Origin of the sequence: Bradyrhizobium elkanii WSM2783, from assembly GCF_000472865.1 — a bacterium.
GTDB lineage: Bacteria > Pseudomonadota > Alphaproteobacteria > Rhizobiales > Xanthobacteraceae > Bradyrhizobium > Bradyrhizobium elkanii_A.
This window is the reverse complement of record NZ_AXAP01000066.1, coordinates 20660-45802: the sequence shown is the minus strand read 5'-3', so window position 1 is coordinate 45802 and position 25143 is coordinate 20660. Positions and strand designations below refer to the sequence as shown.

General features: G+C 63.3%; 23 protein-coding genes and 1 pseudogene. 7 read left to right on the top strand and 17 right to left on the bottom strand.

Features of this window, described 5'->3' with window-relative positions; translation table 11 throughout:
- A pseudogene (locus YY7_RS0136655) lies at window positions 1–251 on the top strand (IS5/IS1182 family transposase); the annotation flags it as partial.
- 322 nt (window positions 252–573) lie between these two features.
- Here the strand turns inward: YY7_RS0136655 and YY7_RS0136650 are convergent.
- From YY7_RS0136650 to adh, 10 genes are all read right to left on the bottom strand, one after another.
- Window positions 574–1542, bottom strand: a complete 969-nt coding sequence (locus YY7_RS0136650; RefSeq protein ID WP_028167554.1) for a tripartite tricarboxylate transporter substrate binding protein BugD — start codon at window positions 1540–1542, stop codon at window positions 574–576.
- A gap of 27 nt (window positions 1543–1569) precedes the next feature.
- Entirely contained in the window at window positions 1570–2811 is a 1242-nt protein-coding gene (locus YY7_RS0136645; RefSeq protein ID WP_028167553.1) for a threonine synthase, read from the bottom strand.
- Between the two features lie 18 nt (window positions 2812–2829).
- Entirely contained in the window at window positions 2830–4251 is a 1422-nt protein-coding gene (lpdA, locus tag YY7_RS0136640) for a dihydrolipoyl dehydrogenase (RefSeq protein ID WP_028167552.1), read from the bottom strand.
- Window positions 4251–4436, bottom strand: a complete 186-nt coding sequence (locus YY7_RS0136635; protein WP_028167551.1) for a hypothetical protein — start codon at window positions 4434–4436, stop codon at window positions 4251–4253. Before YY7_RS0136635 ends, lpdA begins: the two co-directional genes overlap by 1 nt.
- 3 nt (window positions 4437–4439) lie before the next feature.
- Entirely contained in the window at window positions 4440–5810 is a 1371-nt protein-coding gene (locus YY7_RS0136630; RefSeq protein WP_028167550.1) for a pyruvate dehydrogenase complex dihydrolipoamide acetyltransferase, read from the bottom strand.
- Window positions 5811–5906: 96 nt separating this feature from the next.
- Window positions 5907–6359: a nucleoside deaminase gene (locus YY7_RS0136625; protein ID WP_028167549.1), complete on the bottom strand. Its 453-nt coding sequence runs from the start codon at window positions 6357–6359 to the stop codon at window positions 5907–5909.
- 2 nt (window positions 6360–6361) lie between these two features.
- On the bottom strand, window positions 6362–6667 hold the full coding sequence (locus YY7_RS0136620; RefSeq protein ID WP_028167548.1) for a DUF5076 domain-containing protein: 306 nt from the start codon (window positions 6665–6667) through the stop codon (window positions 6362–6364).
- 3 nt (window positions 6668–6670) lie between these two features.
- The gene (locus YY7_RS0136615) at window positions 6671–8071 is read right to left on the bottom strand and encodes a pyruvate dehydrogenase complex E1 component subunit beta (protein WP_028167547.1); all 1401 of its coding nucleotides are present in this window, start codon (window positions 8069–8071) and stop codon (window positions 6671–6673) included.
- 38 nt (window positions 8072–8109) lie between these two features.
- Entirely contained in the window at window positions 8110–9132 is a 1023-nt protein-coding gene (gene pdhA / locus YY7_RS0136610; protein WP_028167546.1) for a pyruvate dehydrogenase (acetyl-transferring) E1 component subunit alpha, read from the bottom strand.
- A 199-nt stretch (window positions 9133–9331) separates the two neighbouring features.
- Window positions 9332–10849, bottom strand: a complete 1518-nt coding sequence (gene adh / locus YY7_RS0136605; RefSeq protein ID WP_028167545.1) for an aldehyde dehydrogenase — start codon at window positions 10847–10849, stop codon at window positions 9332–9334.
- A 319-nt stretch (window positions 10850–11168) separates the two neighbouring features.
- On the opposite strand from adh, the gene YY7_RS0136600 reads away from it, so the two are divergent.
- The 6 genes from YY7_RS0136600 (at window position 11169) to YY7_RS0136575 (ending at window position 15977) form a co-directional block, all read left to right on the top strand.
- The gene (locus tag YY7_RS0136600) at window positions 11169–11759 is read left to right on the top strand and encodes a helix-turn-helix domain-containing protein (protein WP_063623418.1); all 591 of its coding nucleotides are present in this window, start codon (window positions 11169–11171) and stop codon (window positions 11757–11759) included.
- 323 nt (window positions 11760–12082) lie between these two features.
- On the top strand, window positions 12083–13387 hold the full coding sequence (locus tag YY7_RS0136595; RefSeq protein ID WP_028167543.1) for an MFS transporter: 1305 nt from the start codon (window positions 12083–12085) through the stop codon (window positions 13385–13387).
- A gap of 14 nt (window positions 13388–13401) precedes the next feature.
- Window positions 13402–14022 carry a DJ-1/PfpI family protein gene (locus YY7_RS0136590; RefSeq protein ID WP_028167542.1) on the top strand — a complete coding sequence of 207 codons (621 nt, stop codon included), beginning with the start codon at window positions 13402–13404 and terminating at the stop codon, window positions 14020–14022.
- A 39-nt stretch (window positions 14023–14061) separates the two neighbouring features.
- Entirely contained in the window at window positions 14062–14451 is a 390-nt protein-coding gene (locus YY7_RS0136585) for a RidA family protein (RefSeq protein ID WP_028167541.1), read from the top strand.
- A gap of 9 nt (window positions 14452–14460) precedes the next feature.
- Window positions 14461–15039, top strand: a complete 579-nt coding sequence (locus tag YY7_RS0136580; RefSeq protein WP_080664001.1) for an MOSC domain-containing protein — start codon at window positions 14461–14463, stop codon at window positions 15037–15039.
- Entirely contained in the window at window positions 15036–15977 is a 942-nt protein-coding gene (locus YY7_RS0136575; RefSeq protein WP_028167539.1) for a PDR/VanB family oxidoreductase, read from the top strand. The genes YY7_RS0136580 and YY7_RS0136575 overlap by 4 nt, the downstream gene beginning before the upstream one ends.
- Before the next feature lie 160 nt (window positions 15978–16137).
- Here YY7_RS0136575 and YY7_RS0136570 read toward each other — a convergent pair whose 3' ends face one another.
- The 7 genes from YY7_RS0136570 to YY7_RS57000 form a co-directional block, all read right to left on the bottom strand.
- Window positions 16138–16536: a VOC family protein gene (locus YY7_RS0136570; protein ID WP_028167538.1), complete on the bottom strand. Its 399-nt coding sequence runs from the start codon at window positions 16534–16536 to the stop codon at window positions 16138–16140.
- 424 nt (window positions 16537–16960) lie between these two features.
- Complete coding sequence (locus YY7_RS0136560; protein ID WP_028167537.1) at window positions 16961–18460, bottom strand: ATP-binding protein; 1500 nt, start codon at window positions 18458–18460, stop codon at window positions 16961–16963.
- Window positions 18461–18589: 129 nt separating this feature from the next.
- Entirely contained in the window at window positions 18590–19555 is a 966-nt protein-coding gene (locus YY7_RS0136555; RefSeq protein ID WP_028167536.1) for a GAF domain-containing protein, read from the bottom strand.
- Between the two features lie 202 nt (window positions 19556–19757).
- Complete coding sequence (locus YY7_RS0136550) at window positions 19758–20075, bottom strand: FtsB family cell division protein (RefSeq protein WP_028167535.1); 318 nt, start codon at window positions 20073–20075, stop codon at window positions 19758–19760.
- Window positions 20076–20119: 44 nt separating this feature from the next.
- Window positions 20120–20671 (bottom strand): NADPH-dependent FMN reductase, encoded by a 552-nt coding sequence (locus YY7_RS0136545; protein WP_028167534.1) that lies wholly within the window; start codon window positions 20669–20671, stop codon window positions 20120–20122.
- A 373-nt stretch (window positions 20672–21044) separates the two neighbouring features.
- Entirely contained in the window at window positions 21045–22181 is a 1137-nt protein-coding gene (locus YY7_RS0136540; protein ID WP_028167533.1) for a zinc-binding dehydrogenase, read from the bottom strand.
- 83 nt (window positions 22182–22264) lie between these two features.
- The gene (locus YY7_RS57000) at window positions 22265–25111 is read right to left on the bottom strand and encodes a glycoside hydrolase family 113 (RefSeq protein ID WP_051397104.1); all 2847 of its coding nucleotides are present in this window, start codon (window positions 25109–25111) and stop codon (window positions 22265–22267) included.
- Between the last annotated feature and the right edge of the window lie 32 nt (window positions 25112–25143).

Below are 25143 nucleotides of genomic sequence, written 5' to 3'. Positions count from 1 at the left end.
ATGCGCCGAAGCAGGGTGACGGTGTCGGCGTCGCGGATTGGCGTGAACGCATGCAGAGCGAGGACGGTAAGGCATTCTACCGACTGCGCGCCGAGCACGAATGCATCAATGCCCATGCCCGCCGCATGGGACTGCGCCAGCTGACCCTGCGCGGCAAGATCAAGGCCCGCATCCATCTGCTGTGGTTCGCCGTCGCTCGCAANATGATGCGCTTCCTCGCCTTGCACGCCAAGGCGCGGGTCGCGGCATGAACAGGGAGCCCACGCCAGCAGGCGCCACAAAGCACCGCCAGCACCGGCCTGGCATTGGCGGAGGTTTGGTCAGATCGCCGTCATTCGGCGCCGGCTCAACCGAAAAGCTTTACGGTCGCCGCCTTCCAGCCAGCCCGTCAAATCTAGAATTCTCCGGGCGAGCGCGAAACATTCTCACCCTCTCAGGATGAGGATCTCACATGCGGCAGGGCGCGAGCTTCGTAGCCCGGGTGGAGCGTCAGCGTAACCCGGGGCCGCTCGTACACGTGGATAGAGCTGTCCCGGGTTGCGCTTCGCTTCACCCGGGCTACCGACTACAATCTCAATCCACCTTGACGTCGGCGTCCTTGATCATCGGCCACCACTTTGCGATCTCGGCCTTCTGCCAGGCGCCGAGGGCTTCGGGCGTGAGCTGATTCTTCGGCGGCATGCGCAGGCCGAGGTTTTCGAGCTGTTTTACGACCACGGGATCGTTCAGCGCCTCCACCGCGGCAGCATTCAGCTTGGCGACGATCTCCTTCGGCGTGCCCTTGGGCACCCAAAGGCCGGACCACAGCGTCATGTGGAAGCCGGGCAGACCGGCTTCATCGGTGGTTGGGACCTCGGCCGCAGAGTCGACGCGCCTGTCGTCGGTGACGGCATAGGCGCGGATGGTGCCGGCGCGAACCTGGTTGATCGAGTTGGAGGTCTGATCGATCATGATGTCGATCTGCCCCGCAACGAGGTCGTTCAACGCCGGCGCGGTGCCGCGATACGGCACATATTGCAATTTGATGCCGGAGACGGTCTCGAAATAGAGCCCGGCGATGTGGCTGCCGGAGCCGGCGCCCGCAGTGCCGGCGGTCGGCGGCGACGGTCGCGACTTCAGCCAGGCCAAGAGTTCGCTTAGCGATTTGGCGGGGATCGCGTTCTTGCTGACGATGATCATCGGATTGCTCGGCAACAGCACCACCGGTTCGAGATCGGCGACGAGGTCATAGCCGAGCTTGTAGACGGCGCCGTTGGCGACATGCGTGCCGAGATGGCCGAACGAGATCGTGTAGCCGTCCGCCGGCGAGCGTACTGCGCGGCCGACGCCGATCGAGCCGCCCGCTCCCGTGACGTTCTCGATCAGGAGCGTCTCTCCTAGCGAGGCCTTCATCCGCTCGGCGAGGATACGCGCCATCGCATCCGACGGCCCGCCGGCGGAGAACGGCACGATGATAGTGATCGGATGCGAAGGATAGTTCTGGGCGACGGCGGCGCCGCACCATGTCAACACCGCAAGGAACGCCAAGACTACCTTTCGCATCGCCTACTCCATTCGAAAATGTCCGGCTTAGAATTGCGCGAAGTCGATCGGCTTGAAACGATCGAGCGTGCGTGTGACCGGCGGCAGCGGATATTTAAGGCCCGTGGCGCAATTGAACAGCATCACGCGATCGCTTTTGGTGACGCGTCCGTCGGCGAGGCTTTGCTTGTAGGCGGCATAAGTGGCCGCGCCCTCGGGGCACAGCAACAGCCCCTCCTCCCGCGCGACTTCGCTCAGCGCAGCAGAAATCTTCTCGTCATCGACCGCGATGGCGAAACCTTTGCTCTCGCGGACCGCACGCAGGATTAAAAAATCTCCGATCGCCTGCGGCACGCGGATGCCGGAAGCGATGGTGTGCGCGTCTTCCCAGCGCGTCGCATGCTCGGTGCCTGCTTCAAAAGCACGCACCATCGGGGCGCAGCCGGAAGCCTGCACCGCGACCATGCGCGGGCGCTTGCTGCCGATGAAGCCGATCGCCTCCAGTTCGGCAAAGGCCTTCCACATGCCGATCAGGCCGGTGCCGCCGCCGGTCGGATAGAAGATCACGTCCGGCACGTCCCAGCCGAGTTGTTCGGCCAGCTCAAGCCCCATCGTCTTCTTGCCCTCGATCCGGTACGGTTCCTTCAAGGTCGACGTGTCGAACCAGCCGACCTTGGCCTTGCCCTCGCCGACGATCTTGCCGCAATCATCGATCAGGCCGTTGACGCGGTAGACGGTCGCGCCCTGCAACTCGATCTCGCTGACATTCACTTCCGGCGTGTCGGCCGGGCAGAAGATCGTGGTCTTGATGCCGCAGGCGGTGGCGTAAGCGGCGAGCGCGGCACCGGCATTGCCGTTGGTCGGCATCGCCATGTGCTTGATGCCGAGCGCCTTGCCCATCGACACCGCCATGACGAGGCCGCGCGCCTTGAACGAGCCGGTCGGCAGCCGCCCCTCGTCCTTGACGATGATCTCGCCGCCGCCGAGCCTGGCGCCGAGTTTCGGCAGCCGGATCAACGGCGTCGTCACCTCGCCGAGGCTGACGATGTCCTTGCATTGGCGCACCGGCAACAATTCGCGATAGCGCCACATGTCGGCGGGACGCTGCTTCAGCGCATCCTTGCTCAGCGCCTTCTTCACGCCCTCGAGGTCATAGCGCACCAAGAGCGGCTTGCCGGCCTTGGAGAGGTTGTGCACCTGGTCGGCGGGATAGTGATCCCCCTCCATCGCGCATTCGAGATGGGTGACGAAGGTCGGGCGTTCGATGGTGAGATTGTCGTTGTCTTTCACGGCTCGCCGTCCCTCTCGTTACATGTTGAGGACGCGCCCGTAGGCATCCAGCACCGCTTCCTTCATCATCTCCGACAGTGTCGGATGCGGGAAGATGGTGTGCATCAGCTCTTCTTCTGTCGTCTCGAGGTTCATCGCGATCACATAGCCCTGGATCAGTTCGGTGACCTCAGCGCCGACCATGTGCGCGCCGAGGAGTTGGCCGGTCTTCTTGTCGAAGATCACCTTGACCATGCCCTGCTCCTCGCCGAGCGCGATCGCCTTGCCGTTGCCGACGAACGGGAAGCGGCCGACGCGGATGTCGCGGCCGGCTTCCTTGGCCTTGGCCTCGGTCATGCCGACGGATGCGACCTGCGGATAGCAATAGGTGCAGCCCGGAATCATGTTCTTGTCCATCGGGTGCGGATGCAGGCCCTTGATCGCCTCGACGCAGATGATGCCTTCATGCTCGGCCTTGTGCGCGAGCATCGGGGGACCGGCGACGTCGCCGATCGCATAGATGCCGGGGACGTTGGTGCGGCAATAGCCGTCGATCGCGATGATGCCGCGCTCGGCCTTCACGCCGAGCTTCTCCAGCCCGATGCCTTCGACATTGCCGACCACGCCGACGGCGGAGATCACGCGGTCGAACTCGATGGTCTGCGGCTTGCCCTTGCCGTCGTCGATGGTCGCGACCACGCTGTCGCTCTTCTTGTCGAGCTTCGTCACTTTGGTGTTGGTGAAGATCTTGATGCCCTGCTTCTCGAACGCTTTGTGCGCGAATTTCGCGATTTCGGTATCCTCGACCGGCAGGATCTGCGGCAGCACTTCGACGACCGTCACCTCCGCGCCGAGGGTGCGGTAGAACGAGGCGAACTCGATGCCGATCGCGCCGGAGCCGATCACAAGCAGTGATTTCGGCATTTTGTCGGGGACCATCGCTTCGAAATAGGTCCAGACCAGCTTCTTGTCGGGCTCGAGTCCCGGCAGTACGCGCGGCCGCGCGCCGGTCGCGATGATGATGTGTTTTGCCTGGTAGGTGCCCTCGCCGAGCGCGCCCTTCGGCGCCTCGACGGAAGACTTCTTGACCGTCAGCTTGCCCGGCGCATCGATCGTCGCTTCGCCCCAGATCGTCGTGATCTTGTTCTTGCGGAACAGGAAGCCGACGCCATCGTTCAGCCGCTTCACCACGTTGCGCGAGCGCTGCACCACCGCCTTGGGATCGAACGAGATGTTCTCCGCCGAGAGGCCGTAATCCTTGGCGTGCTGCATCAGATGATAGACTTCCGCCGAGCGCAGCAGCGCCTTGGTCGGGATGCAGCCCCAATTGTTGCAGATGCCGCCGAGATAGGCCTTCTCCACCACAGCGGTCTTGAAGCCGAGCTGCGCGGCGCGAATCGCGGTGACGTAGCCGCCGGGGCCAGCGCCGATGATGATAACGTCGAAGGAAGTGTCAGCCATCACAAATCCGATCTAGCCAGAGCAACCAGGAATCCGGTCCATCCAAGCGCAAGCAGCCCGGCGCCGCCCAGCATGATCCGGAACTGGGTGGTCGATGCCAGATCACGGGCGCGGACGATCAGCGCAGCAATCGCCAGCGCTATTGCGAGAACATAGGGACCATAGAGCAATGCGTTGGAGGTCACGCATCACACCATCATCATGACGGGGTTTTCGATGAGCTGCTTGAAGGCACCGATCAGCTCGGCGCCGAGAGCGCCGTCGATCGCGCGATGGTCGCAGGAGAGCGTCACGCTCATGATGCTGGCGATCTCGATCTTGCCGTTCCGCACCACGGGGCGCTCCTCGCTGGCGCCGACGGCCAGGATCGTCGCATGCGGCGGGTTGATCACGGCGGTGAAGTGGTTGATGCCGTACATGCCGAGGTTGGAGACTGCCGTGGTGCCGCCCTGATATTCCTCCGGCTTCAATTTCCGCGAGCGGGCTCGGGCGGCGAAGTCCTTCATCTCGCCGGAGATGACCGACAGCGTCTTGGTCTCCGCTTTCCGGATGATCGGCGTGATCAGGCCGCCCGGCATCGCGACCGCAACGCCGACGTCGGAATGCTTGTGCTTGACCATGCCGCCTTCGGTCCAGCTCACATTGCAGTTCGGTATCTTCTGCAGCGCGACCGCCATCGCCTTGATGACGAAGTCATTGACCGAGAGCTTGTAGAGCGGCTTCTTGTCGGCGTCCTTCGGCGCAGCGGCATTGATCTCCTCGCGGGCGACGAGCAGCTTGCCGATGTCGCAGTCGATCGTCAGATAGAAATGCGGGATCTGCTGGATCGACGCGGTGAGGCGCTGCGCGATGGTGCGGCGCATGCCGTCATGCGGCACGATCTCATACGAACCCGGCTCGAACAGCGCGAGGATCTGCTGGTCCGACATCGACGGCGCGATGGACGGCGTCGTGCTGGGCGCGGCCGGCGGCGCCTTCAGGCCCTTGCCGGACCTCGCCTCCTCGACGTCCCGCGCGACGATGCGGCCGTGCGGGCCGCTGCCGTTGATGCGCCCGAGCTCGATGCCGGCTTCCTTGGCAAGGCGTCGTGCCAGCGGTGACGAGAAGATGCGGGCGTGACCGTTGCCCCGGGGCGCCGGCGCTGCGGCTTGCGGCGCTGGTGCCGGTGCCGCCGCAGGCGCAGCAGCTTTCGGTGCCGGCGCTGGTTGGGCGGGAGCCGGCGCTGGCGCCGGTGCCGGAGCGGGCTTTGCGGCAGGCGCCTCAGCGGCTTTCGGCGGCGCGGCTCCGGCGCCGCTCGCGGCCGCCTTCACGTCCTCGCCGTCGCCGGCGAGCACCGCGATCACGTCATTGACCGGAACGTCCTGCGTGCCTTCAGGCACCAGGATCTTGGCGATGGTCCCCTCGTCGACCGCCTCGACTTCCATCGTCGCCTTGTCGGTCTCGATCTCCGCGATCACGTCGCCGGACTTGACCTTGTCGCCCTCCTTCTTGAGCCATTTGGCCAGATTGCCCTTCTCCATGGTTGGCGACAGCGCGGGCATCAGGATGTTGATGGGCATGGTGACCTCACAAAGCTAACTTTCGCATGGCGGCTTCCGTCGCGTGAGGAAACCAGCCGGAATCGTTTGGGCGGTTCGGTATGGGCAGAGGACGCCTCAATTGCCGATATCGCCCTGCCAGGTGCGCTCGTTGGCGGGATCCGAGCGCCAGTTCTTCATCATGTCGATCGACCTCGTGTCGGCGAGATCGATGAAGGGGATACCGAATTGCGTCAGGATGTCTTTGCTGCCCGGGAACGTCACGGACTCCCCGATGACGAGCAGCTTCAGCTTGAACAATCCGATCGCACCGGCGCACATCGAGCATGGCGACAGCGTCGTGTACATGACCGTATCATGGAACGAGATCAGGCCGGCGTCGCGCAGGCACGACATCTCGCCGTGCAGGATGACGTTCTTCTCCTGCATCCGCCGGTTATGGCCGCGCGCGACGATCTTGTTGTCGCGCGTCAGCACCGCGCCGATCGGCAAACCGCCCTCGGAGATGCCGATCTCCGCCTCGCGGATCGCTTCCGCCATGAAGTCGTAGTGGTATTGCTCGACGGTCACGATCAATGCCCCTGTTTCGATCGCGGCGTGGTGCTGCCCGGATCGGTCGGCCGCGCGACCTCAGCCTGGAACATGTCGATGATGCGCGCGAGCGCCTCTTCCTCGGTGTACTCGCTCTCGCGCGCATAGGCGCGTGCGGCATGACGGGCGATGTCGACCAGCATCAGGCCCCACATATCCGGCTCCTCGAAGGCGCGCTGGAAGGCGATCGAAAGCCCGCCGTCGACGACAAAGGCGCGCAGCACCTCGATCGCGTCGTCGCGACCCATCACGTCAGGCGGTAGCGGCTGTTCCTGCGGGCCCGTCATGCGTCACCGGTAACAAACGGCCTTGGCGGCTTCCACCACCTCGGCGACCGAAGGCAAGGCCATCTTCTCCAGATTGGCTGCGTAGGGCATCGGCACGTCCTTGCCAGATACGCGCGTGACCGGCGCATCCAGATAATCGAAAGCATGCTCCATGATGCGGGCGGCAACCTCGGCGCCGACGCCGCTCTGCTGCCACCCCTCCTCGACCGTCACCGCGCGGCCGGTCTTCTGGATCGATGCGACGATGGTCTCGGTGTCCATCGGCCGCAGCGTGCGCAGGTCGACCACCTCGGCCTCGATGCCTTCCTTGGCGAGTTCGTCGGCCGCCTTCAGCGAATAGGTCATGCCGTTGGACCAGGAGATGATGGTGACGTGCTGGCCCTTCCGCGCGACCCGCGCCTTGCCGATCGGAACGATATAGTCGTCGAGCTTCGGCACCTCGCCGGAATGGCCGTACAGCACCTCGTTCTCGAGGAAGATCACCGGATTGGGATCGCGGATAGCGGCCTTGAGCAGGCCCTTGTAGTCGGCGGCGGAGAACGGCGCGACCACCTTCAGGCCCGGGATGTGCGAGTACCAGGACGAATAGTCCTGGCTGTGCTGCGCGGCGACGCGAGCGGCGGCGCCGTTTGGCCCGCGGAACACGATCGAGCAGCCCATCTGGCCGCCGGACATATAGAGCGTCTTGGCGGCGGAGTTGATGAGCTGGTCCATCGCCTGCATGGCAAAGTTGAAGGTCATGAACTCGACGATCGGCTTCAGGCCGGCCATCGCCGCGCCGACGCCGATGCCGGCAAAGCCATGCTCGGTGATCGGCGTATCGATCACGCGCCTGGCGCCGAACTCCTGCAGCAGTCCTTGGCTCACCTTGTAGGCGCCCTGATATTCGGCGACCTCTTCGCCCATCAGAAAGACATCAGGATCGCGCCGCATCTCCTCCGCCATGGCGTCGCGTAGCGCTTCGCGGATGGTCTGGGTGATCATCTCGGTGCCGGCGGGCACCTCCGCCTCGGGCTCGCTGACCGCCTTCGGTGCGGCCGGCACTTTCTCTTCTGCCTTGGGCGCAGGCGCTTCGGCCTTGGCCTGCGCCGGGGGCGCCGACTCGGCGGCCTTCTCCTGCTTGGCAGGGCTGGCGGCCTTGGCGAGATCGGCAGCGCTTTCGCCGTCGGCCAGGATAGTCGCGATCGGCGTGTTGACGGCGACGTCGGCGGTGCCCTCCGGGATCAGGATCTTGCCGAGCGTGCCCTCATCGGTGGCCTCGACCTCCATGGTGGCTTTGTCGGTCTCGATCTCGGCGATGACGTCACCCGACTTGATCGGCTCGCCTTCCTTTTTCAGCCATTTGGCGAGGTTGCCCTTCTCCATCGTGGGCGACAGCGCAGGCATGAGAACTTGAATGGGCATATCGGCTCCCGGATAACTCTTTCGTTTTCAGTCTGCGCTTAGCGGTAGACGTCGGTGTAGAGCTCGGACGGATCGGGCTCGGGATCGTGCTGGGCGAAGTCGGCAGCGGCATTGACGATATCGCGCACCTCGGCATCGATCGACTTCAAGTCCTGCTCGCTGACATCGGCGGCGAGCAGACGGTTGCGGACCTGCTCGATCGGGTCTTGGTCATGGCGGACCTTCTCCACCTCCTCGCGGGTCCGGTACTTGGCCGGATCGGACATCGAGTGGCCGCGATAGCGGTAGGTCTGCATTTCCAGGATATAGGGGCCCTTGCCGGCGCGGCACCAGGCGACCGCCTCCTCGCCTGCCGCCTTCACCGCGCGCACGTCCATGCCGTCGACCTGCCGGCCCGGGATGTTGAAGGAGATGCCGCGCTTGGAGAAATCGGTCTGCGCCGAGGAGCGCGTCACCGAGGTGCCCATGGCATAGCGATTGTTCTCGATGATGTAGACTACCGGCAGCTTCCACAGCTCGGCCATGTTGAAGCTTTCATAGACCTGGCCCTGGTTGGCGGCGCCGTCGCCGAAATAGGCCAGGCTCACGAAATCGTTTTCCCGGTAACGGTTGGCGAAGGCGAGCCCGGTGCCGAGCGAGACCTGCGCGCCGACGATGCCGTGGCCGCCGTAGAAATGCTCGGCCACGCTGAACATGTGCATGGAGCCGCCCTTGCCCTTGGAATAGCCGCCGCGGCGTCCGGTCAGCTCGGCCATCACGCCCTTGGCATCCATGCCGCAGGCCAGCATGTGCCCATGGTCCCGGTAGCCCGTTATGACCTGGTCACCCTTCTTCAGGGTCATCTGCATGCCGACGACGACGGCCTCCTGGCCGATATAGAGATGGCAGAAGCCGCCGATCGCGCCCATGCCGTAGAGCTGGCCGGCCTTCTCCTCGAAGCGCCGAATCAGCAGCATGTCGCGCAGTGCCTTGAGTTCCTGCTCCTTGGTGAATTCCGGCGGGGAGCCGTCCCCCTTCTCCTGCCCTGAGTCCTTCGTGACGCTTTTCTTGGGTGCGGCCATGGCATTTCCGGATGAGAGGGATGATTTGGCCCTCTCTATCCCAACTCAAACGGCCGTGGAAGGATTGCGTGATGTCGCACAGCAATTGCTATGCCGCAGTGCAGCGTGAATCAAAATATTGCTAGCGATTGCGTTTGTTCGGAATTTCATTGCGTGATGACGGCGCGGGCGGACCTCGCGCCGTCATCACGCCGCGGAATTAGAAGAAGCCGAGCTTCTTGGGGCTGTAGCTGACCAGGAGATTCTTCGTCTGCTGGTAGTGGTCGAGCATCATCTTGTGGGTCTCGCGGCCGATGCCCGACTGCTTGTAGCCGCCGAACGCCGCGTGCGCCGGATAGGCGTGGTAGCAGTTGGTCCAGACGCGGCCGGCCTGGATCGCCCGCCCGAAGCGGTAGCAGCGATTGGCATCGCGGCTCCAGACGCCGGCGCCGAGGCCGTAAAGCGTGTCGTTGGCGATGGCGAGCGCCTCCTCATCGGTCTTGAACGTGGTGACCGACACGACCGGTCCAAAAATCTCCTCCTGGAAGATCCGCATCCGGTTGTTGCCCTCGAACACGGTGGGCTGGACATAGAAGCCGCCTTCGAGATCGCCGCCAAGCATGGCCCGCGCACCGCCGGTCAGGAGCTTGGCCCCTTCCTTGTTGCCGATATCGATGTAGGAAAGAATCTTCTCGAGCTGCTCGTTCGAGGCCTGGGCGCCGATCATGGTGGCGGGATTGCGCGGGTCGCCCTGCTCGATCGCCGCAACGCGCTTCAGCGCCTTCTCCATGAAGCGCTCATAGATATCTTCCTGCACCAACGCGCGGCTCGGGCAGGTGCAGACCTCGCCCTGGTTCAGCGCGAACATCACAAAGCCCTCGATCGCCTTGTCGAGGAAATCGTCATCTTCCGCCGCCACGTCCTTGAAGAAGATGTTCGGTGACTTGCCGCCGAGCTCGAGCGTGACCGGGATCAGGTTCTGGCTGGCATACTGCATGATCAGCCGGCCTGTCGTGGTTTCGCCCGTGAAGGCGATCTTGGCGATCCGCTGGCTCGACGCCAGCGGCTTGCCAGCCTCTAACCCGAAGCCGTTGACGATGTTGAGCACGCCGGCAGGCAGCAGGTCGGCAATGAGCTCGATCCACACCATGATTGAGGCCGGGGTCTGCTCGGCGGGCTTCAACACCACGCAATTGCCGGCGGCCAGCGCAGGCGCCAGCTTCCAGCACGCCATCAGAAGCGGGAAGTTCCACGGGATGATCTGGCCGACCACACCAAGCGGCTCGTGAAAGTGATAGGCCACCGTGTCGTGGTCGATCTCGGCGAGGCTCCCCTCCTGCCCGCGCACGACGCCGGCGAAGTAGCGGAAATGATCGATCGCGAGCGGCACGTCGGCAGCGCGGGTCTCGCGGATCGGCTTGCCGTTGTCCCAGGTCTCGGCGATCGCGAGCCGCTCCAGGTTCTCCTCCATGCGGTCGGCGATCCGGTTGAGGATGTTGGCCCGCTCCGCGACGCTGGAGCGTCCCCAGGCGTCCTTGGCGGCATGTGCGGCATCGAGCGCGAGCTCGATGTCCTGCGCATCCGAGCGCGCGGTCTTGCAGACCACCTTGCCGGTCACCGGCGAGGCGTTGTCGAAATACTTGCCCGCGCGCGGCGCGACCCATTTGCCGCCGATGAAATTGTCATAGCGCTCGGCAAACGGGTTCGTCGATGTCGTGAGGAATTCAGGCTTGTTCATGCTTCACTCCCGCTGTTGTTTGATTGCTGACCATCGCCGGCTCATGCCGCGCGACGGCAGGAAAAACATGTCGGGCGGAAGCAAGCATGTCAGCGGGGTGACATCAGAACACGGCACCGACCTGTCGCAGATTTGCGACACTCGCAGCGGAGGGACCGCCGTGTTTCATTCTGGAGGACGACAGGGCTGCGTGAGCTTCCAGAAACTTCTCTCGAAGCGCAGATAAACTACAAGGACGGCGACTGCCCCCATCCAACCTCCAGATTGCCCTTACCACTCTGAATCCGTAAGAGTAGTGCTCATCAAAAGGATTACCGGTTTGAGCACTTTAGATCCCAGTGACAGTTCTCAGCTTTCGGTTCTCGCCGAAGAGATTCGTCATTTCCGGAAGAAGAACAACTTCTCGCTCGAACAGCTCGCCGAGGCATCCGGTGTCAGCCGCTCCATGATCTCCAAGATCGAGCGCTGTGAGACGGTTCCCTCCACCGTGATCCTGTCCAAGCTGGCGGAAGCGCTGGGCGTCACGTTCTCGCAACTGATGGCGCCCGCGGTCGAACGCGAGATCGTTCATATCCCGGCCGCCCGCCAGCCGATCCTGAGGGACGAGGAATCCGGCTTCCTGCGGCGGTGTATTTCTCCCGTGCTTCCCGGGCGCGGGATCGACTGGGTGCTCAACACGCTACCGCCGGAAGCGGACACCGGAAACTTCGTGGCCCATCGCCGGGGCGTGGAGGAGTACATCTTCGTGCTGCGCGGACGGATGCGGGTCTCGATCGGCGATCAGCGCGTCAATCTCAATCAGGGGGATTCCCTTTATTTCCAGGCGGATGCCGACCATTCATTCCTCAATCTCGGCAAGACGCCGTGCGAGTATTTCCTCGTGATCGACACCGCGAAGGTACGATCGTGATCCACTGAAGTGGAAACTAATCTTCTATCCGCGACGTGACCTATTGTGACCGGTGCCGCGGCCAGAGCCGCTTTTTCAGTCACTTCGGTCAATTGATGGGCGTCGGCGCGCGGTCGCAGGCGCCTTGCCGCAATCGCATGCAGCGCCGAATTTGCGGGCTTTTTTGAGCGCCAGCAGCTTCCAAATTCATCAAAGCATTCGAGCTTGCGAAAAAGCTCAGCGTTTTCGGCGGAAGAATTCCGGCACACCGCTTGCATCCACTACTTTGGAAAAACCTCTCATAAACGGGAAATGTGTTCCCGGGGTTTTTTGAGGAGTTGGAAATGAGCATTGCTGCGACCATATCTGACACCCGAACGGCTGGCTCCAAGATGCGATCGATCGTGATTGCGAGCAGCGTCGGCACCATCATTGAGTGGTATGACTTCCTGATCTATGCGACCGCTGCGGCGCTCGTGTTCAATAAGGCGTTCTTTCCGACCATTGATCCGCTGACGGGAACGCTTGCCGCGCTCGGCACTTACGCCGTCGGCTTTGTGGCCCGCCCGCTAGGCGGCGCGTTGTTCGGGCACTTCGGCGACCGGATGGGACGCAAGTCGATGCTCGTGCTCACGATGTTCATCATGGGCCTCAGCACGTTCTGCATCGGATTACTGCCGAACTACGCCTCCATCGGTGTGCTCGCCCCCATCCTCCTGATCCTGCTGCGCATCGTTCAAGGCATCGGCCTTGGCGGCGAGTGGGGCGGCGCCTCGCTGATGGTCATCGAGCATTCGGCCGCCGACAAGCGCGGCTTCTACGGCAGCTTCGTGCAGATCGGTTTTCCCATCGGCCTGGTGCTGGCGACGCTGGTGTTTGCGCTGGCGACGAAGCTTCCCGAGGCGGACTTCCAGGCGTGGGGCTGGCGCGTTCCGTTCCTGGCCAGCGTCCTGCTGCTCGCGCTCGGTACGTTCATCCGCTCGCGGGTTCCGGAAACGCCGGTCTTCGAGAAGATGAAGGCCACCGACTCGTTCTCGAAGAACCCGTTCGGCGAGGCTCTCGGCAAAAACTTCAAGACATTCCTCATCGCCGTCGGGCTGAAGCTGTCCGAAGTGTCCTGGGTCTATATGCTCACGGTGTTCGTGGTCGTGTACGCCACAACGACACTGGCGCTGCCCAAGCAGATGATGCTCGATGCGGTGATGTATGCCGCATTGTTCGAGCTGATCACGCTGCCTCTGTTCGGCTGGCTGTCGGACAAGATTGGTCGCCGCGTGTTCTTCATGCTCGGCGCAGTGTTCACCATCGCTTTCGCGTTTCCCCTGTTCTGGATGCTGGAAACCAAGAGCGTCGCCACGGTGACGCTGGCCATCATCATCGCCATGAATTTCGGGCACGGCATGATGTTCGGACTGGAATCCAGCTACTTTCCCGAACTGTTCGGGCCGCGGGTTCGCTACAGCGGCGCTTCGTTCGGATTCCAGGCGGCGGCCGCCATCGGCGGCGGATTCTCGCCGATCATCGCTACGGCGCTGGTCGGTTACTTCGGCGGCACCACGGGCGTCTCGGTGATGATGATCGGCATCGCCATCCTGACGCTGTGGGCGGCCTTTGCCGCGCGGGAAACCAAGGATGAAATTATCGGCTGAAGTGGAAAAGCTCCATGCTGTTTGGAATCTTCATCTACGACGGCGTCGAGCCGATTGATCTCGCGACTTTCGGCGTGCTGTCCATGGCACGCCGGATCGCCCCTCACATCCGCATCTGCACCATTGCGCCGAAGGCAGGGATCATCAGCCTGTCCAATGGTCTCGATGTCATCGCCCAGTTCGGCATCGACGATGCGCCGATGTGCGATGTCGTCATCGTGACCGGCGGTCCGGGGTGGGAGCAGCAGGCCGCGTCGGAGGCAACGCTCGACTATGTCAGGCGCGTCCATGCCTCGACGCAGGTGGCGTCCGTATGCACGGGCGGCATGATCCTCGCGGCCAGCGGCGTGCTCGATGGCATCGCCGCGACCACGAAACGCGCGGTCGTACCACCGGAGGTGTCACCGCTCGGGCGGATGCGCAGCACGTATCCGCAGATCGACGCGCAGGAGGCTCCCATCGTCGACAGCGGTGCGGTGGTGACGGGCGGAGGCGTATCGCTCTGCATCGACACCACGCTGCTCATCATCCAGCGCATGCTGGGTGAAGCCGTCGCCAGCGAAACCGCGCGCATCATCGAGTATCAGCGCGCACGCAAAGCCAACATGAACCGCGAGGAATTTCTTGCGGGATAGACCCCGACTCGAACGTCAGACAAAGAAAGCAAAGACCACATGACCACCAAATTCCTCGTCAGCACCGACAAAGCCGCGCCCGCTGCGGGTCCGTACTCGCAGGCCGTGCGCACCGACCAGTTCGTGTTTGCGTCCGGGCAGCTTCCGATCGATCCTGTAAGCGGGACGATTCCGGAGGGCATCGAACAGCAGACACGCCAGTCGCTGGCCAATTTGTCCGCGGTCCTGGAAGCAGGCGGCGCATCCTTCGAGAGCGTCGTCAAGACCACAGTGTTCCTGAAGAACATGGGCGACTTCGTCGTGATGAACGGGATCTACGCCGAGTTCTTCAGCAATGCGCCGCCGGCGCGCTCGACCATCGAGGTCGCGCGGCTACCGAAGGATGCGTTGGTGGAAGTCGAGGCCATTGCGCTACGCACGAAAGGTTGAGCCATGAACATGCATTCGCCAGAGCGGCCGCCGCCGAAAATGATCGAGGCGTTCGCGCATCCCGCAGGTTCGGTCGCCATCACCAAAGACGGCGGCGCCACGCAGTGGCGCGGCGTCCTGCTGCACATCCACATCGCGCCAAGCGCCAGCTACGAGATGGAGGAGCTTGCCGCGGCGGAATGCGTTGTCGGACGGGGGATCGTCGGCGACCGTTACTATAACGGTCTCGGCACCTATTCGCCGAAGCCCGATGTGCGCGAGGTCACGCTGATCGAGCAGGAAGCGCTGGATGCGCTCTCCCGCAACGATCCTCCGTTGCAGCAGGGGCCGATCGCGCTGGAGCCGCGCGACCACCGCCGCAACCTGACAGTGAAGGGCGTGCCGCTGAACCATCTCGTCGGGAGGCGCTTTCGCGTCGGCGACGTGATCCTGCGCGGCGGGCGACTGAACTTTCCGTGCAAGTACCTGGAAGAGCTTTTGGGTCTGCCGGTCTTCCTCCCGCTCTACAATCGCTCCGGACTGAACTGTGGCATCGAGCGAGGCGGCATCATCCGCCCAGGCGACGAGATCGAGTTGTTAAGCCCATGACAGCACGTTTGATCATGAAGCTGCGTGTCGAGAAGCTGAGCTTCTCGACAGCGGACGTTATTCATCTGACGCTCGTTCATCCGCTGCGGCCCGCTCTGCCTGAATGGAGCGCGGGTGCCCATGTGGATATGCGCCTGCCCGACGGGCGCGTGCGGCAATACTCCCTGTGTGGCGATCCGGCCGACACCGCGCGCTACGAGATCGCCATCAAACGGGAGGCGAACGGCCGCGGCGGCTCGGTGTGGGCGCACCAGACACTGAGAGAGGGCTGCGAGGTCCACATCTCCGCGCCGCGCAACAATCTTCCTCTAACGCCGGACGGCGAACGCTATGTCCTGATCGCGGGCGGGATCGGCATCACGCCGTTGCTCGCGATGGCGCGCAGCCTGAAGCAGTGGGGAAAGGCATTTACCCTCTACTATTGTGCGAGGTCGCCGTCCGAGGCGCCGCTGCTCGCTGAACTGGTGCAGGTCTGCGGCGATGATCTGCAATGCTGGTTCTCTAAACACGGCGAACGGTTCGACCCGGGTGTGATCGGTCCGCCCAGTCCCGGCACCCACGTCTACATCTGTGGGCCGCAACGGCTGCTTGATGCCGTGCAGTCGTCGCTGTCGGAATGGTCCGAGGAGCAGATTCACTGCGAACATTTCCAGATGACGGTGGATGAGAACTTCAAGCCCGAGCCGTTCGAAGCCACCGTGGCGTCCACCGGGCAGCGGATTCTGGTGCCTGCGGACAAGTCGTTGCTCGATGTGCTGCGCGAGCATGATTTCCCGCTGCCGTCGTCCTGCGAGATGGGCGTCTGCGGCTCCTGCGAATGTGGCTATCGCGACGGTATTGTCCTGCATCGCGACAAGGTGTTGCCGACGTCGAAGCGGCAGGACCGGCTGATGCTATGCGTCTCGCGCGCTCGGGTGAGTGTAACATTGGAGCTGTAGTGAAGGGTTCCTTGATTTCACGCGCGTCAAAGGAGCCCGACGTCGCCAGAACCGGCTCGAACACCTGCCGCCGACGACAGATCGGGTATAACATGCGCTAGGCTTCGCCGCTTCCGACCCGTAGCCGATATGTGAGGCCGCGCCGTTGACGTTGCCGCCCTCACCTTCCGTCGACCATTTCAACGAGCTGAATGAGATTGCCACATGTATCATCGAAGACAGCCATTCTGACGGCGCCAGCATCCATCGGCTGTACCGTGAATTCGACACCAAGCTGGCGCAACCGCTCGAACTCCTTCTGAAGATCATCCACCTTGAAGGAAGCTGCAGGAATCCCATCGTTCACGAGCGCAGATTTGTATGGCCTAACGGCAGGGTGCTCACTCGGCTCAAGCAGGAGTTCGGTTCCTTCCGGCGCCTCCTTCGACACAACAGTCAACCAGCGATGATCGCCGCCGAGCGGGATGTCGTGCTTGACGATGAAGCCCAGCTTCTCCGTGTAGAAATCCAGGGCCTTGGCCTGATCGTCAACGAAGACGCTCATGACATAGATCCTCATGTTCCACTCCCTTTTTTCAGATGCTTGTTGAGCCAGGCATCGGCTGCTTTCCGCAGAGGCGCAGTGTCGAAGCTATGCATCTTGGTGCGCCCGCTCCAATGCGTCTGGACCAGCCCAGCCCGCTCCAGCATGTCGAGGTGCTGCGAGATCGTTTGTCGCGACAGGCTTCTGCCATCCTCTGCGACCGACGAAGCGCAGATCTCAAACAAGGCTGCCCGGGACGCTTCGCCAAGCGATCAAGGATGCGGCGACGCACGGGGTCGCCGAGCGCCTTGAAGACATTGTCGAGTTGGGCGTCGTCCACCCAGATCAACATGCAGTAATTTTACTGCATTTCAAGTTGCGCGTCGCAACGGAGCGGCGACCATATGTCTCCGAGTGATGCGATGACGCGCGCGGCCTGAAGAGCTTCCGCTTCAGCCCCTTAACTGCAACCCTGCTCCGCCGGCACCTCCTCGGCATTCGGGTCGCCCGGGGCTGTCGCCCAGGCCAGTTCGACCAGTGTCACGATCCTTCGACCTGCGCCGTCAAGCTGGCAGACGATCAGGCCCTGATCCTCGATATAGGTCAGCAGACGCTGGGCGCGGCGGAGCGAGTGCGAGCCATAGGCGCGCGCGATCGCTGCATCGCTGGGGCACGGCCAGCCCTCCTTCGCCGCGCGAGCGATCATCATGAAGACGCCCTGCATGTCCTCCGGCAAAATGGAGGCGCGGAGCGAGACATCCTGCCATGCGTCATCCTCGACCAGATCGGAGCCGAGCCCGGCGCGGGCGCGCGTCAGCATGCGGCGGAAGTCATTCAGATCCGGCACGGCCGAACCGAGGCCTTCTATCCGGCAGCGGACCACGAACTCCTGATAGAGGACGCCGATGGCGCGGAAGCCCGCATCGGGCTCTGCCAGGACCGCGCTCAGGATCCGGTCCACCTGCTCGCGCCGCTCGGCCAGCTCCTCGTCGCTGATTGGCAGCTCGATCGTCTCGGGGCTGTTATCCGGGACCGCGGACTTCGCCGCCCTGAGTTGCTCGAGAAGATCCGGCGCCGGCCGGCGCTGCGGCCGGCCAGCCTCGGGCGGCGGCGCCGCCAGGATCACGGCGCGCGCATCTTCCAGCGTCGCTTCCGGCAGCGGCAGCAGGCGCGGCGTCGCATTGCGCGCGTGGGTATCCGTCGCGCCAATGCGCAGCCCCAGCGGACGGCGGGACAGTGCCGGACCCAGCGCCATGAATTGTCCGCGCTCCAGGTCCCGGAAGGCCTCCGCCTGCCGCCGCTCCATGCCGAGAAGATCGGCGGCACGCGCCATGTCGATATCAAGGAAAGTCCGGCCCATGAGGAAATTGGAGGCCTCGGCCGCGACGTTCTTGGCGAGCTTCGCAAGTCGCTGGGTCGCGATGATCCCCGCAAGCCCACGTTTGCGGCCACGGCACATGAGGTTGGTCATGGCGCCGAGCGAGAGCTTGCGCGCTTCGTCCGACACTTCCCCGGCGATCGCCGGCGCGAAGAGCTGCGCCTCATCCACCACCACAAGCATCGGGTACCAGTGGTCGCGCTCGACGTCGAACAGTCCGCCGAGGAAGGCGGCGGCGCGGCGCATCTGGTTCTCTGCGTCCAGTCCCTCCAGATTGAGTACCGTGGAGACGCGATGGATGCGCGCCCGCTCACCGGCAACCTGCAGGCCGCGCTCGGTATGGTCCTCGGCATCGATCACGAGGTGACCGAAACGATCGGCCAGCGTCACGAAGTCGCCTTCGGGGTCGATGATGGCCTGCTGTACCCAGGCGGCACTCTGTTCGAGCAGCCGACGCAGCAGATGGGATTTGCCGGAGCCTGAATTGCCCTGCACCAAGAGGCGGGTCGCCAGCAATTCCTCGAGATCCAGAACAGCCGGGGCGCCGGCTGTCGTGTGCCCCATCTCGATCGCAACGGTCATGTCCCGACTCAAGCTCTCCTTGCGGAGAGGGGCTTATCAACCTGATCACAGCCCGTCGAGCGCCACACGGCCAATCATCCCGTGTTCCACACAGCGTCCGCCGATAGCGCCGAATCAGGCTTTTGCGCCTTAGTGCCCCTTGAGGTCGAAGCGCTTCAGCTTACGGTGCAAGGTTGCGCGGCTGACGCCGAGCGCTTTCGCCGCGGCCGAGACATTGCCCTGTGCCCGCGCCAGCGCCCGCTGCAGGGCCGCACGCTGCGCGTCGCCGAGGTGCTCGCAGCGCCCTGCCCGGCCATCGAGCAGGTCGGCGGCCGGAACCGGCCGGAGGGCGCGGTCGGGCGGGATACCCAGGGCGAGCCGCGCCGAACGCGTGGCGCCGATCACGAGGTCGTCGCTGTCGATCGCGAGCAAGCCGCCGCCATGGGCCTCGGTCGGCGGCGTCAGCACGATCCGGGCATTCGCAAAGGCGTTGCGGAACAGCTCGGCCTCGATCCGCCGCGCCGCTTCGCCCGCCGCGAGCGCAATCAGGCTGGCAAAGGCATCAGTGCGGTCGGCGCGGCACGAGGACACATCGAGCACGCCGACGAGCCTTGCATGCTCGTCATAGATCGGGGCCGCGGTGCAGCTCAGCAGCGTGTTGCGGGTGAAGAAATGCTGTTCGCGGTCAATGGTCAGGACGCGCTGCTCGATCAGGCAGGTGCCGATCCCGTTGGTACCCTCATGCTCCTCGTTCCAGATCGCCCCCGTCCACAAGCCCCACTCCTCGAAGGTGGAATCATCAGCCGCATGCCCGCGCCGTTCCAGCGGAATACCATCGTGATTGGCGAGCAGCACGCAACAGCCGGCGGCGCCCACCGCCTGGTACAGCCGATCCATGCTGGCTTGCGCCGCGCGCAATAGCGGCGCGATGCGCTCCCGCGCCTGTTGGAACTCAGCCTCGGTCAGCCGTTGCGGCGGCCGTGTGCCGGCGGGATCAAGCTGATGCAATCGGGAAGACCGTCGCCACGACGCCACCAGCGCGGATCGCGCGGCCTGGCCGGATTCGATCGCGGCCTCGACACGGGCCGCATGATGAGCGAGCTTGAGCTCCTTCATCCCGCTGATACTCCTCCCTTAACCCAATAATATAGGGCCTGCGGACCATGGCTTGCTTGACCTTCGTCAAAGTCAGTCACGGTAGGAGCTGGACCGCCATCGCGGGGCTCGCCGGCGTTTGATGCGTTCTTTGTTACCCCGATTGGGGCCACTGCGCTCGAAACGCTTCTACTACTCTACGGCAATTGGAACGGCTCGACAATTAATTCGATTTGCTGATCCGCACCAGGTCGCGCGGGCTGGCATAGTCGAGCTGGAAGCGGGCGCGCTCGTCCAGCATGTCGGGATCAAGGCTCTCGGACCGGAGCAACGCGACACGCTTCTCACCCTCAGCGCGCTCCTTCTTCAGCCGCTGCAACTCGGAGGTCAGCGCGATGATCTCCTGGTCGAGCTCCTGCCGCGCGTTCAGGCCGTATTTGCCGGTATAGGCATTGACGCCGAAATAGCCGATCATCAGGGCCGCCATCGTATAGAGGGCGAGCCCGGTCAGGATCGACTTGAGGCGCGTGCGGGAGACCATGCCGCAGCTTGGGACGCCGCGGTTAATGGACTCCTAAAACGAAATCACTTGTTGTGCTTTTCAACGTGGCCCGCGAACGCGTCGATATACTGCTGCAGCACCTGCCGGAGCGCGTCCTTGGTGACCTCGCCATTGGCGTCGAAGGCGTCGCCGATCGCATTCAGATAGATCTCCGGCTGCTGCAGGATCGGGCCCGTAATCCCCGGCAGGATGTTCTGCAGATGCTTGGCGGCCGACACGCCGCCGAGCGGTCCTGGCGAATTGCTGATGATGCCGACCGGCTTGCCGTTGAACGAGCTCTTGCCATAGGGGCGCGAGCCGACATCAATGGCGTTCTTCAGCACGCCGGGGATCGAGCGATTGTATTCCGGCGTCACGAACAGGATGCCGTTCGATTGCTGCAGCTTCTCCCGGAACGCCAGCCAGTCGGCCGGTGGGTTGGCCTCCAGGTCCTGGTTGAAGAAGGAAATGCCGGCTGGCGTGATGACGTCGAGCTTCAGCGAGGACGGCGCAAGCTTGGCAAGCGCGCGAGCGATCTTCAGCGAGAAGCTCTCCTTGCGCAGGCTGCCTGCGATGGTGACGACGGTGTAGGCCATTTGGTTTCCCTTTGATCGAGGAGTTCGACGGGGGACTTAAGCCGCCACGCCGAAAAGAATGCAAGTGCATGGAACATGCAATTGCGGAAACACAGCGTTCGCGGAAATGAGCCTGGCGGGAAATGTGGCGCCCGTAGCCCGGGTGGAGCGGAACGCGCAACCCGGGCTAAGGGCTGTTCGATGATTTGGCCCGAACCTCTCCCCGCGTCGTCCCGGGCTTGACCCGGGACCCATAACCACAGGGGATTGTTGTTGCGCGAGCAAGCAGTGATAGCGGAGCGCACCACGAACGCCTGTGGTTATGGGTCCCTGCTTTCGCAGGGACGACGTCGCGGGAGCGGTAAAAGCACAAGAGTGATCCGGAGCTACAGCACTACTTATTCGGATTGATCAGGAATTTCTCGCCGGTTGCGCGCTTGGCATAGATGGCGATGTTGGAAAGCGACAGCGTTTCCGGCAGCGACACCACCTGCGTGTAGTGGCTTGCAAAGGTCGTTTTGAGTTCGTCGACCACGCGCTGGCGCAACCTTGCGAAATCCGCCGGCGGCAGCTTCTGCAGGAAATAGGTCAGGAGCCAGCCACCGACCCCCCACGCCATGCCGAAGCCGCGCGGCAATTCGACCGGTCCGGTGTCGAGGCTGCCATAGATATAGACCTGCTTGTGCACGGCCGAGCCGTAGCGGCTGTATTCCTTGGCGGTCTTGTTGATCGCGACTTCCATCGCATTGAGGATCTGGCCGGCGAGCTTGCCGCCGCCGATCGCATCGAAGGCGATGGTGGCGCCAGTCTCGACCAGCGCATTGGTGAGATCGTCGATAAATGTCGGCGCGGAGGAATCGACGACGTACTTGGCGCCGATCTTGTGCAGGATGTCGGCCTGCGCCTTGTTGCGCACGATGTTGACCAGGGGAATGCCGTCCTTGAGGCAGATCTTGTTCAGCATCTGGCCGAGATTGGAGGCGGCCGCGGTATGCACCAGCGCCTTGTGGCCCTCGCGCCGCATGGTCTCGGTCATGCCGAGCGCCGTCAGCGGATTGACGAAGCAGGAGGCACCTTCCGCAGCCGTGGTGCCCTCGGGCAGCACCAGCACGTCCTTCGCCCGCGCCAGCCGATATTGCGCATACATCGCGCCGCCGAGCAGCGCGACCGTCTTGCCGAGCAGCGCCTTCGCCGCGTCAGACGATCCGGTCTTCACGACGACGCCGGCGCCTTCGTTGCCGACCGGCATCGACTGGTCGAGCCGCGCCGCAAGCCCGCCAAGCGCCGCTTGCGGCACCTTGGCAGAGATAACCGGAAATTCCTTGGTACCGGAAGCCTTGGCGGTCGAGAGGTCGGCAGGGCCGATCAGGAGCCCGAGGTCGGACGGATTGATCGGCGTGGCCTCGACGCGGACCACGATCTCGTCCGGGCCGGGTTCGGGGATTGGCACCTCTACAAGCGAAATTTCCAGCTCGCCGCTCTTCTTGATCAACGAACGAAGCTGAAGCCCAGTCTTGCCGTCGGATGCCATCGTACCCCTCCCTTGCCTGTTGTCCGGCCGCCCTCAGTTAGGCGGGGCGACCGGAACAAACAAGGGTCCGAAAGAGGCGTCTGTCAGACGATCAGGAGATCATGCTGCGTGAGCGGTGCCGTGACGCCGGTCAGCGTGATCGAGGCGTCATGGCCGAGATCGATGACGGTGTCGTGCCCAACGAGGTGGACAGCGAGGTGCGAGACGTCGCTGGCGACCGAGGAATCGATCTGCAGGACATCGTGGCCGGGCCCCTCGCCCGCTCTGAAATGGTTGATGACGTCGTGACCCGAGGCTTCCTTGAAGACGAAGGTGTCGCCACCGGCGCTGTTCATGATATCCTTGCCGGCGGTCGAGGTCAGGGTGACGCCTGGCACGGCAGCGGACATCGTGTGCGAGCCGTCGTTGTTGTCGTAGGTGGTCGCGAGCCGGTGCCCCGCGGCGTCGAGAAGGTCATGCTTGGCCGAATAAGCCTCGCTCTGGATTTGGTAGGTATCGACCTCGCGGGTGCCGTCGGCGTGCCGCGTGGTCTGCACCGTCAGTTCGCCGTCGGGGTCATAGTTCGACTGGACGTAGCTGCCGTCGGTCTGAGTCACCGTTTGCAGGGTCACGTGCCCGGCAGTGTCATAGAGATCGAGCGTCTTGACGCCCGCGGCATCCACCATCTGCTTCAGCCAAAGCGAGCCGTCGTCACGGAACTGTTCCACCAAAAGGCTGTGGCCGGCGGCGTCACTAAGAACATGCTGCGACGCATAGGGCTTGTCGACGAAATTGAAATTGAAGACATCACGTGAGCCGTCGGCATGACGCAAGATCTCCGCGGCCAGGCTGCCGTCCGCCGCGTAGGTCGACTGTTGGTAGGACCCATCGGTCTGCGTCACCGTCTCCTCGACAAGGTGCATGCTGGCATCGTACCGATCCAGCGTCCTGACGCCGTTCATGTCGATGCTTTGTGTCAAGAGCAGCGATCCATCAGTGCGGAACTGCTCGATCAGGATGCTGTGGCCCGACGTGTCGGTCACGACATGCTGCGAGGCGTAGTCCTTGTCGGCAACGCCCGAAATAAATATATCGCGCGAACCGTCGGTGTGACGCATGGTCTCGGTGGTCTGCGACTCCGTGACATCGAGCGTCCGCGTTTCCTGCACGCCGGCCAGGGCTGCCAGCATCGTGCTGGTGACGACCGTGGTGTCGGCAAATTTCAGGTACTCGACGTTGGTCAGACGATCGGCGCCGTCGCGGTCGGCGACATGGTCGTTGACCGTGATCGTGTTGCCGGAGACGGCGATGTCGTAGTCCGACCTCTTGCCGGAGAACAGCGCGGTATCCAGGCCCTCACCACCGTCAACGACGTCGTTGCCAGCGCCCCCGCTGATGTAATCGTTGCCGGCGCCCCCATCGATCACATCGTTATCGGTGGTGCCGCCGAGGAACCAGTCCTGGTGGTTGGTGGTATCGAAGTGGATCATGCGTACGTAGAGATCGAACGTTCCCGGCGCGCTGGCATTGGTGGCATCGCTCGGGCTGACGGCGATGCCGTTGATCGAGACGTTCTTCAGGTGCAGGGCTCGCCCCGGCGTCGAATTCACGAGTTCGATGTCGAGGCTGTGGACGGTGCCCGGATTGTTGAAGGTGACGGAAAAAGTCTGGTAGCCGGATGCGTCCGCCGCCGGCTTGAACTCGAAAATGCCGGACACGAGTTGGCCGTTGACCCAGACCCGCACCTGCGCGCCGACACCCGCCACCATCGAGCCATAACCCGTCATGGTAAGCGTCGTGGTCGGCGACGGCGCAATCGTGGTCGGACCGCCGACAATAATGTCGTTCCCTGCCCCACCATGGATCACGTCATTGCCGAGTGCGGCATTGATGTTGTCGCTGCCGCGACCGAGGTCGATAATGTCGGCGGCAGGCGTTCCGGTGACGGTGAGATCGGGAATAAAACCCTGGTCATGAAAATATTGCGAGACGATGGAAGCCGAGGGCTTCCCCATCACGGAATAGCCCGCGGCCGAATATTGATTGCTGAGGTCCCACTGCCAGAGCTCGACGCCCTTGAGCCAGCTTCCGCCTTGTGAGGCCCAGACCTGGAAGAACGCGTTGTAGGCGTCGGCCTGCGCGGCCGGATCCAGATCCCCGCCGGAGGCCCAGGACCCCGGAGCGATCGCAGTGCCCTCGATGCTGCGATAGCCGGCTTCGGTCATCAGAACCGGCTTGTCATATTGCAGCGCGAGCGAATGGAGGAAATCGACCGGTGATTTGTAGTCGAACGCGGCGGCGAAATACGGATTGGTCGGCACCTCGTTCCAAGCGTGAACGAGATCGTCCACTGTCGGCGTCGTGCTCGACGTCAGCGGCGGATAGGTGTTGACACCGATGACGTCGAGTTGGTCCCAGAAGCTGACATGCGATGCTTCGTCGGTCGCGGCCGCGTAGGTTATCTCGCCGTGAAACACCAGGCGAACGGCGGAGATGATGTCGACCCAATAGGCACGGTATTGCGGGCCCGTGAGGCTACTCATCTCGTTGCCAATCACAAATGTATCGACCCCGCCAGCTTGCGCGATGGTCGCGAGGTGGACGACCTCCGCCTTGTAGGAAGCGAAGAAGGCACCGACGTCGCTCGGCGCAAGGCTCGATACACGAGTTCCATCAAGGGGGGAAAGCGAGGGCCGGAACACGATGGAGAGTCCCGCGTCATGCGCTGCCTGAAAGCCCGCGAGCAGACTCTGATCGCCTTCCGTCTTGCCAGATACCGGGAAAACCGAACTGCTGGCCCCGTTGTCAGTCCAGATCCGCGTCGAGAGCAAAATGGAGTTTGAGCCAAGCGACGCGATGGATTGAAACGCCTGCCTTGCCGATGCGGCCGAGAGCTGTCCACCCCACTCGGAGAGCGCACCGAAACCTTGGATGTCGAACAAAGTCGCCACGCGAAAACTCCATCGTTGCTCGGATGGGTTTG

What these genes read in the sequence shown, in the direction of transcription:
- YY7_RS0136575 (WP_028167539.1), top strand. Translation starts at nt 15,036, where the DNA reads ATGACAGCACGTTTGATCATGAAGCTGCGTGTCGAGAAGCTGAGCTTC.
- YY7_RS0136630 (WP_028167550.1), bottom strand. Translation starts at nt 5,810, where the DNA reads ATGCCCATCAACATCCTGATGCCCGCGCTGTCGCCAACCATGGAGAAG.
- YY7_RS0136570 (WP_028167538.1), bottom strand. Translation starts at nt 16,536, where the DNA reads ATGAGGATCTATGTCATGAGCGTCTTCGTTGACGATCAGGCCAAGGCC.
- YY7_RS0136595 (WP_028167543.1), top strand. Translation starts at nt 12,083, where the DNA reads ATGAGCATTGCTGCGACCATATCTGACACCCGAACGGCTGGCTCCAAG.
- YY7_RS0136550 (WP_028167535.1), bottom strand. Translation starts at nt 20,075, where the DNA reads ATGGTCTCCCGCACGCGCCTCAAGTCGATCCTGACCGGGCTCGCCCTC.
- pdhA (WP_028167546.1), bottom strand. Translation starts at nt 9,132, where the DNA reads ATGGCCGCACCCAAGAAAAGCGTCACGAAGGACTCAGGGCAGGAGAAG.
- YY7_RS0136540 (WP_028167533.1), bottom strand. Translation starts at nt 22,181, where the DNA reads ATGGCATCCGACGGCAAGACTGGGCTTCAGCTTCGTTCGTTGATCAAG.
- adh (WP_028167545.1), bottom strand. Translation starts at nt 10,849, where the DNA reads ATGAACAAGCCTGAATTCCTCACGACATCGACGAACCCGTTTGCCGAG.
- YY7_RS0136585 (WP_028167541.1), top strand. Translation starts at nt 14,062, where the DNA reads ATGACCACCAAATTCCTCGTCAGCACCGACAAAGCCGCGCCCGCTGCG.
- YY7_RS0136620 (WP_028167548.1), bottom strand. Translation starts at nt 6,667, where the DNA reads ATGACGGGCCCGCAGGAACAGCCGCTACCGCCTGACGTGATGGGTCGC.
- YY7_RS0136590 (WP_028167542.1), top strand. Translation starts at nt 13,402, where the DNA reads ATGCTGTTTGGAATCTTCATCTACGACGGCGTCGAGCCGATTGATCTC.
- YY7_RS0136650 (WP_028167554.1), bottom strand. Translation starts at nt 1,542, where the DNA reads ATGCGAAAGGTAGTCTTGGCGTTCCTTGCGGTGTTGACATGGTGCGGC.
- YY7_RS0136560 (WP_028167537.1), bottom strand. Translation starts at nt 18,460, where the DNA reads ATGACCGTTGCGATCGAGATGGGGCACACGACAGCCGGCGCCCCGGCT.
- YY7_RS0136615 (WP_028167547.1), bottom strand. Translation starts at nt 8,071, where the DNA reads ATGCCCATTCAAGTTCTCATGCCTGCGCTGTCGCCCACGATGGAGAAG.
- YY7_RS0136555 (WP_028167536.1), bottom strand. Translation starts at nt 19,555, where the DNA reads ATGAAGGAGCTCAAGCTCGCTCATCATGCGGCCCGTGTCGAGGCCGCG.
- YY7_RS0136545 (WP_028167534.1), bottom strand. Translation starts at nt 20,671, where the DNA reads ATGGCCTACACCGTCGTCACCATCGCAGGCAGCCTGCGCAAGGAGAGC.
- lpdA (WP_028167552.1), bottom strand. Translation starts at nt 4,251, where the DNA reads ATGGCTGACACTTCCTTCGACGTTATCATCATCGGCGCTGGCCCCGGC.
- YY7_RS0136580 (WP_080664001.1), top strand. Translation starts at nt 14,461, where the DNA reads ATGCATTCGCCAGAGCGGCCGCCGCCGAAAATGATCGAGGCGTTCGCG.